At 61.8% G+C, this 7,242-nt stretch carries 6 protein-coding genes and 1 pseudogene; 5 read left to right on the forward strand and 2 right to left on the reverse strand.

All coding sequences use genetic code 11. The features are described from left to right. Nucleotides 1–17 precede the first annotated feature (17 nt). Genes AB7O82_RS05845 through AB7O82_RS05865 form a run of 5 tightly spaced genes read left to right on the forward strand, consistent with a single transcriptional unit; the run spans nt 18 to nt 5,635 of the window. Complete coding sequence (locus AB7O82_RS05845) at nt 18–1,034, forward strand: UDP-glucuronic acid decarboxylase family protein (RefSeq protein WP_428618927.1); 1,017 nt, start codon at nt 18–20, stop codon at nt 1,032–1,034. A 1-nt stretch (nt 1,035) separates the two neighbouring features. Then, nucleotides 1,036–2,436 carry a UDP-glucose dehydrogenase family protein gene (locus AB7O82_RS05850; protein ID WP_428618895.1) on the forward strand — a complete coding sequence of 467 codons (1,401 nt, stop codon included), beginning with the start codon at nt 1,036–1,038 and terminating at the stop codon, nt 2,434–2,436. Then, nucleotides 2,433–3,569, forward strand: a complete 1,137-nt coding sequence (locus tag AB7O82_RS05855) for an NAD-dependent epimerase/dehydratase family protein (protein WP_428618898.1) — start codon at nt 2,433–2,435, stop codon at nt 3,567–3,569. Before AB7O82_RS05850 ends, AB7O82_RS05855 begins: the two co-directional genes overlap by 4 nt. A 40-nt stretch (nt 3,570–3,609) precedes the next feature. Beyond that, nucleotides 3,610–4,125 (forward strand): hypothetical protein, encoded by a 516-nt coding sequence (locus AB7O82_RS05860; RefSeq protein ID WP_428618900.1) that lies wholly within the window; start codon nt 3,610–3,612, stop codon nt 4,123–4,125. 4 nt (nt 4,126–4,129) lie between these two features. Further along, on the forward strand, nt 4,130–5,635 hold the full coding sequence (locus AB7O82_RS05865; RefSeq protein WP_428618903.1) for a glycosyltransferase family 2 protein: 1,506 nt from the start codon (nt 4,130–4,132) through the stop codon (nt 5,633–5,635). Nucleotides 5,636–5,645: 10 nt separating this feature from the next. Here the strand turns inward: AB7O82_RS05865 and AB7O82_RS05870 are convergent, their stop codons facing one another. Continuing rightward, on the reverse strand, nt 5,646–6,671 hold the full coding sequence (locus AB7O82_RS05870; RefSeq protein WP_428618906.1) for an endo-1,4-beta-xylanase: 1,026 nt from the start codon (nt 6,669–6,671) through the stop codon (nt 5,646–5,648). Between the two features lie 182 nt (nt 6,672–6,853). Continuing rightward, nucleotides 6,854–7,242: pseudogene (locus AB7O82_RS05875) on the reverse strand (IS66 family transposase); the annotation flags it as partial.

A 7,242-nucleotide genomic window follows, 5' to 3' on the forward strand; every position in this document is an offset into this window, starting at 1 on the left:
CGCAGGAAGCGTTTCGAATCGTCGTTACGGGGGGCGCCGGATTTCTGGGCTCGCACCTCTGCGAACGCCTGGTCGGCCAAGGACATCGGGTGATCTGCGTCGACAATTTCGACACTGGGCGGCCCGAAAACGTTCGCGCGCTGTCGGCAAGCGGACGGTTCAGCGTCGTTCAACACGACATTGTCGAGCCGTTCGCGTCCAAGCTCCCGCGTTTCGACCAGATCTACAATCTGGCATGCCCGGCTTCCCCGCCGCATTACCAGTCTGATCCGGTCAGGACGGCGCTGATCTGCAGCCAAGGCACATACAACTGCCTCCAGGCCGCGAAGCGCCACGGTGCACGATTCTTCCAGGCTTCGACATCCGAGATCTACGGCGATCCCGAGATGCATCCCCAGTCGGAGGACTACCGCGGCAGCGTCAATGCCGTCGGTCCGCGTTCCTGTTACGATGAAGGAAAGCGGTTCGCCGAGACCCTGGTAACGGATTTCGGACAGCGCCACAAAATCGACACGCGCATCGCGCGCATCTTCAATACCTATGGGCCGCGCATGCAGCCCGATGACGGACGCGTTGTTTCGAACTTCATCGTCCAGGCGCTGCTCGGTCGGGATATCACCATCTACGGCACGGGCGAGCAGACCCGATCATTCTGCTTCGTCACCGACCTCATCAGTGGATTCATCCGGCTGATGGCCGCGGACGGCGCGAGCGTCGCCCCGGTAAATCTCGGCAATCCGGCGGAGATCACCGTGGGTCGACTCGCCGAGTCCATCGTCGACATCGTCGGGAGCAGGTCGTCGATCGTCCATCGTCCGCTACCCATCGATGATCCGCGGCGGCGCCGTCCCGATATCGCCCGTGCGCAGTCCGTGCTCGGCTGGTCGCCGAAGGTCGACCTCCTGACCGGCCTCCGCGAGACGATCGCATATTTCGAAGAACAACTTAACAGCGGCAGCCTTGCCCAGGTCGCTCCTTACCGGAGCCTGATCTCTAAGGTCGGGCGGGTCTCGAGAGACTTGATTGGAGCGTGACATGAAGCTGATGATTGTTGGCTCGGGCTATGTCGGCCTCGTCACCGGTGCCTGTCTGTCTGAACTTGGCCACGAGATCGTTTGCGTCGATCGTGACGCAAAGAAGATCGAGGGCCTGCGATCAGGTATCCTTCCGATCTTCGAGCCCGGCCTCGACGAGCTGGTCCTGCGCAACGCTGCCGCGGGACGGCTCACCTTCGCCAGCGACCTCGCTGAATTGAACCGCGGCGTAGAGGCCGTTCTCATCGCTGTCGGCACACCGCCGAGCAGCATCGACCAGAGCGCGGATCTGTCGAGCGTATTCGCGGTCGTGCGCGAGGTGGCCCGGACAGCGTCCGATGGCCTGGTGATCATCACCAAGTCGACGGTTCCGGTCGGCACCGGAGACAAGATCGCGGACATCATGCGTACCGCCGCGCCTGCATTGCGGTTCAGCGTCGCTTCCAACCCTGAATTCCTCCGCGAGGGCAACGCAATCGGCGATTTCATGGCTCCCGACCGGATCGTCATCGGCACCGAGGACGATCGTGCACGCGATGTCCTCGAAAGGACGTACGCGCCGCTCACCAGCCGCGGTGCTCCCCTGCTTGCGACCTCGCGGCGGGCAGCCGAGCTCGTCAAGTACGCCTCCAACTGCTTCCTCGCCACCAAGATCTCCTTTATCAACGAAGTCGCCGACCTCTGCGAGGCGGTGGACGCCGACGTCGAGGAAGTTGCAGCCGGAATGGGCCTGGATCGTCGGATTGGCTCGGCGTTCCTGAACGCTGGTCCCGGCTACGGCGGCTCCTGCTTCCCGAAGGATTGCGATGCTCTGCTGGCCACGGCTGGCGACAATGGGGTCAGGCTCAATGTCGTCTCCAGTGCGGTCGCGGCAAACACGGCTCGCAAGAATGCCATGGCGCAGCGCGTGGTGCGTGCCCTCGGCAACGACGTCAAAGGCAAGGTGGTGACGGTCCTCGGTCTGACATTCAAGGCCGACACCGACGACGTGCGCGAGTCGCCCGCCCTTACCCTGATCGAAGGCCTGAAACAGGCGGGCATCTCGGTGCGCGTGTTCGATCCCCAGGGCATGTGGCATGCCCGTCGGATGCTGTCCGGAGTCGAGTTCTGCAGCTCGGCGCTGGACGCCTGTTGGGGAGCCGACTGCGCCGTGATCGCCACGGAGTGGCGTGAGTTCCGCGCCCTTAACGTCAAGACCCTGGCTCGGGTGATGCGGGGCCGCACGATCGTCGACCTGCGCAATCTGCTCGATCACGAGGAGTTCGTGGAAGAAGGGTTCGTCGTCCACGGCATCGGTCGCACCGCCCGACTGCCGGCCCACGCCGCTGCGGCGCGTGGCGGCGAACATTTCCCCATAGCCAAACAACCGAACGTCGATATCGCTCAAAGGATGACACTATGAAAAGGCATGCTCTGGTAACCGGTGGCGCAGGTTTCATCGGTTCACATCTGGTCGATACCCTGCTCGAGCGGGGCTACGACGTGACAGTGCTCGACAACCTGTCGCCGCAGGTTCACGGCGACGCCGAGCTCGATGACGACGGCTGGCCGGTTTATCTCGACCCGCGCGCCAAGCGCATCAAGGGTGACCTGATCGACGAGGGCGTCTTCGACAAGAGCATTGAAGGCGTGACTCACCTCGCGCATCTGGCGGCGTCCGTCGGGGTCGGCCAGAGCATGAGCAACATCGTCGACTATACGCGCAACAACGTCATGACCGCGGCGGTCATGCTCGAAACGCTGTCGCGCAAGAAGCACACCATCGGACGGATCGCAGTCGCCTCGTCCATGTCGATCTATGGCGAAGGCGCCTATTCCCGGGGAGCCGGCGCCGCACCCGTGTTTCCGAACCTGCGCACCAACGAACAGCTTCATAGCCGCCGTTGGGAGCTCGTTGAAGGCAACGAGGCACTGAAGCCGCTGCCGACGACCGAGGACAAGCTCCTGCAGCCGAACTCCATCTACGCGGTGAACAAGCGCGATCACGAGGAGATGTTCCTGGCGGTTGGCCGCGCACTCGAGATTCCGACCGTAGCTCTCCGGCTGTTCAACGCCTATGGATCGCGCCAAGCGCTCAGCAATCCATACACCGGCGTGGCGGCGATCTTCATTTCACGCCTGCTCAACGATCAGCCGCCGCTCATCTTCGAGGATGGCGAGCAGCGGCGCGACTTCGTGCACGTCAAGGACGTCGCCGAGGCTTTCGCGACGGTGTTGGACAGCGACCGGCGCATCTGGGACGCCTTCAATGTCGGCAGCGGGAAATCGATCTCGGTTACCGAGATGGCCCACGTGCTCGCCCGGTTGCTGCACAAGAACATCGCCCCCGAGATCCTGTACAAGTATCGCGTCGGCGACGTGCGGCATTGCTTTGCCGACATCAGCAAGATCGGGCGCGAGTTCGGCTTCACGCCCCGCCGCTCGTTCGAGGCGGGCATGACCGAGCTGATCCAATGGGTCGCTACGGCCAAGGCTCCGGTCAATCGCAGCCAGGAAAGCCTGGCGGAACTCCAGAGGAGCAAGTTGCTCGTCTAGCCCGCCTTCAGGCAGTCGCGCAGCGTCAAGAGGATAGGTCATGTCACTCGTTTCACGAATTGCCACGGCACTCGCCTGCTGCGTGGTCGCGTCAATCGCGTCGGAAGGCTCCGCCGCGCAGATAACCCGCCGTCTCTGCGACAGGCCGCTCACGTACGACGTCGTGCCTCCGAGCGATGTGCCGCCTGGCCTCGAACTCCTCTCCGGCGTGTGGACGGGGACGGTGATCATGGCCGGCGGCAGCGAGATGTGCCTCGCCATGGTCGTCAAGGACATCCTGCCCGACGGCCGGGTCCTGCTGGCGATGGCCTGGAATGTCTCGATCGGTGGTCGTGAGGACATCAACAACGTCGTCGGCATGGGTGAAGCACCCAACTGGTGGAGCAGGGCCGAGGACGGCGAGCTCCGGATCGACAGCGGCACGAAGTGGAATGGCACACACTACTACTACGTGATGAAGCTGCCGACAGCCGCCAAGCCGGACGTGATAGAGGGTCGCTGGATGACCGACACCCATCCGCAACGCCTCGTATTGCATCGCAAGAAGGAAAGATGAAGTAATGTTCGATCTGGAAATCGTCGACACCTTGTGGGTCGCCTCCGTCCCGATCATCCTGGTGGTCCTGTACTTTGTCACCCAGGCGCTCTATTCGCTGTCGCTGCTTGTGGACGCCTACCTTTTTTCGCGCCCCGTCAACATGGTCGACATGGACGAGCGGTTTCGCCTCGTGCCAGGCTCCAAGAAGGATTATCCCGCGATCACCCTGTTCTATCCTGTTCTGAAGGAACAGGAAGCTGTCATGCGCACCACCATGATCGCGTTCAACGAGCTCGAGTACCCGAAGGATCGCTATCGCGTTATCGCGATCCCCAACTCGACTGACCGGGAGACGGTCGCCGCTCTGAAGAATCTGCAGATGGAGTTTCCGTTCCTCGAGCTGCTCGAGGTCCCACCGACCGACCATCCATCCTGGCAGCCGGTGTGGGACGCCTGGGACGCAAACCCGAAAGCCTATTGGTGGCACGAGGGCGCGAACGCCTACAACAAGGACCTGCCGCCCAAGAAGACGCGGCAATTGATCTATGCCTTCTACAACTGGATGGCCACCAATCCGGAAGAAGGCACGTTGATCAGCTACACCGACGCCGATTCCTGCCCGCCCAAGGATCACTTCCTGGCGGCGGCGATCGGCGCGCGCAGGTACGGGGCGCTGCAGGCAAAGAATGTCGCGGGCAACGCCGGCCTCACATGGGCCTCGGCCTTCTGCGCCTTCGATCACATGGCGTGGGATGGCAGCAAGTACGAGCACCTGTCCGGCGATCCGACGCAACCGTACTGGATGCTGGGCAAGGGCCTGTTCTTTCGCGCCCGGGATATCTACGACCTCGGCAGCTTCCATCCTTGGCTCACGATCGAAGATCCCGAGGTTGGCCTCCGGCTGTGGAAGAACGGCATCAAGCTCGGTATCATGGAAGGATCGCTGATCGAAGAGGGGCCGACGACCTTCGCCGACGCCGTCACGCAGAGGAAGCGCTGGGTTGCCGGATTCTTCCAGACGTTGAAGTTCCGTGATGGTCCCATGGATCGCCTGGGTTTCTCGCTCATCGAGAAGATCAAGGCATGGCTGATCTTCCTGCCCTGTCTGACGATGTCCTTCAATTGCCTCGGATTACCCCTCTCTGTATGGGCTGCATGGAAGTGGTACGACGGCACCGGAATCCTGCCCGAGTGGTCGCTTTACTGGGCCGCCGTCAACGTCACTGTGAATCTCTACTTCATGGCCAGCCTCTACTGGCGGGCATGGATCCGGACGAAGCTCATCATGGACACGACATGGCAGAGGGTCCATTACATGCTGCGCGTCAATCCGATCTTTCTCGGCATGTGGTGGATCTTCTGGGCGATTCCTCTCTGGATCGGCTACGGCATGTATCGCAACAACCTGGGCCTGGTGTGGGAACGTACCCTCAAGAAGGACGACAACAAGCTCTTGGTTCGTGACCGTGTGGCACACGGCACCCTGGGCTATGTCGAACCGAAGCAACTCGAGTACAAACCGGGCTGACGCCGAGAGCTCAGCGGCGCTGGCCCCCGGCTTCGGCAATCGCTCGATACATCGGTTTTGGCTTCATAGAGGTGTCGAACGGAAGGCCACGGTTCACGCCCGGGCTTGAACCGTCCTTCCAGGCGTGAGGATAGCGCGCAAGATCCTCCGGGGTGACCTGCAGCCACGAATGCCGGTCACTCAATCCCCAGGTGCTCAGACCGCGGACTGCGGGCTCAGCCAACACCACTTCGAGATAGCGCCTGACCTCGTCCGCCACGCGGGCATCGCGCTGCTCTACAGGCAGGATGTAGTCGTATTCCTTGACGTCCAGCTCGCTGACGACGATGAACAGGCCGAGGTCTGCGATGTCCTTGAGAAGCCGTCTCAAGGCGTCGGTCGAAAGGGCACCCTTCGACAGGTCGAGATGCGCTTGCAGGCCGACGCCATCCAGCGGAACGCCAGCGCCTTTCAGCCGTTCCAGCAGTTTGAGGAAGTGATAGCGTCGGTCATGCTCGAGCCGCGAATCATACTCGAGACCGAATTCATTGATCATCAATTTCGCTTGCGGCGCAAGCCCGCGGGCCTCCCACAGTGCCCGTGCGATGTAGTCGGCTCCGAACGCTTGCAGGAAAGGACTGCTTCTCAGGCCGTCCATCCGATAGCCTGTCTCAATCGGTTCGTTGATGACGTCCCATTGCGCAATGGCATGGGCATACCGCAACAGTGCGGCCTGGAAGTAGCGCTGAATCAACTTCCACCCACCCTTTTCGCTTAGTGTTGATGCAGCCCAGGGCGGTACGCTCTTGTGCCAGACGAGAGTGTGGCCATAGAGCTGCTTTTTGTTGGCAAGCGCAAAGTTCGTCAGAGCGTCCATCGATGTAAAATCGAAGGCGTTGGGTGAACGTTCGACTGTAGTCCACTTCAGTGCGACTTCCGGCGTGAGATAGTCGCATTCGCGCAAGAGCGCATCGCGAAAATCCGGCTCCCTCATGACTTCTTGCACGCGAACCGCCGCGCCGAAATAGAGCTTGTTCCTGGCGAATCGCGTCGACAAAGAATCCTCGGCAGCCCGAGCGCAACTGGCACCGAGACCGGCGCCCGAAATTGTCGAGGCGATCGCCGAAGAAATAACCTGCCGTCGCGTCGCTCTGTAAGACACTCATGCCCCCTTGCGAACGTGGATAGCAGCACCTTCGGGCTGCTGCAGTACCTGACCATCATACGTAAGCGTCGTTTTCAGGCCACGGCCTTGAGCTGAGGTGGGGCGGGATAGGCCCAGGGCAGCAGCTCGTCGAGGCGAGTGTTGGGATGGCCATCGACAATGACGTCGGCGAGATAGCCGTAGGGCTCTACGTCGTCGAGCCTGCAGGTTGAGATAACGAGGCGATCGCAGCCCAATGCTCGACGCCGCCGTCGGACCCGGCGAACAGGTCGCTCTTGGGCGTCAGGGCAATCGGCCTGATGGCGCGCTCCACGACATTGCTGTCGATCTCGATGCGACCGTCGTAGAGGAACAGGCACAGGCCTTGCCAGCGTGACAGGGCGTAGCGGATCGCCTCGGCCAGCGTGCTCTTCCGGCTGATGAGCTGGAGCTTGTGGCGCAGCCAGGCCTCGAGAGCTTCGAC

Origin of the sequence: Reyranella sp. (genome assembly GCF_050185545.1) — a bacterium.
Taxonomy (GTDB): Bacteria; Pseudomonadota; Alphaproteobacteria; order Reyranellales; family Reyranellaceae; genus Reyranella.

Coding starts and splice junctions, on each gene's coding strand:
- AB7O82_RS05850 (WP_428618895.1), top strand. CDS start 1,036: ATGAAGCTGATGATTGTTGGCTCGGGCTATGTCGGCCTCGTCACCGGT.
- AB7O82_RS05855 (WP_428618898.1), top strand. CDS start 2,433: ATGAAAAGGCATGCTCTGGTAACCGGTGGCGCAGGTTTCATCGGTTCA.
- AB7O82_RS05860 (WP_428618900.1), top strand. CDS start 3,610: ATGTCACTCGTTTCACGAATTGCCACGGCACTCGCCTGCTGCGTGGTC.
- AB7O82_RS05865 (WP_428618903.1), top strand. CDS start 4,130: ATGTTCGATCTGGAAATCGTCGACACCTTGTGGGTCGCCTCCGTCCCG.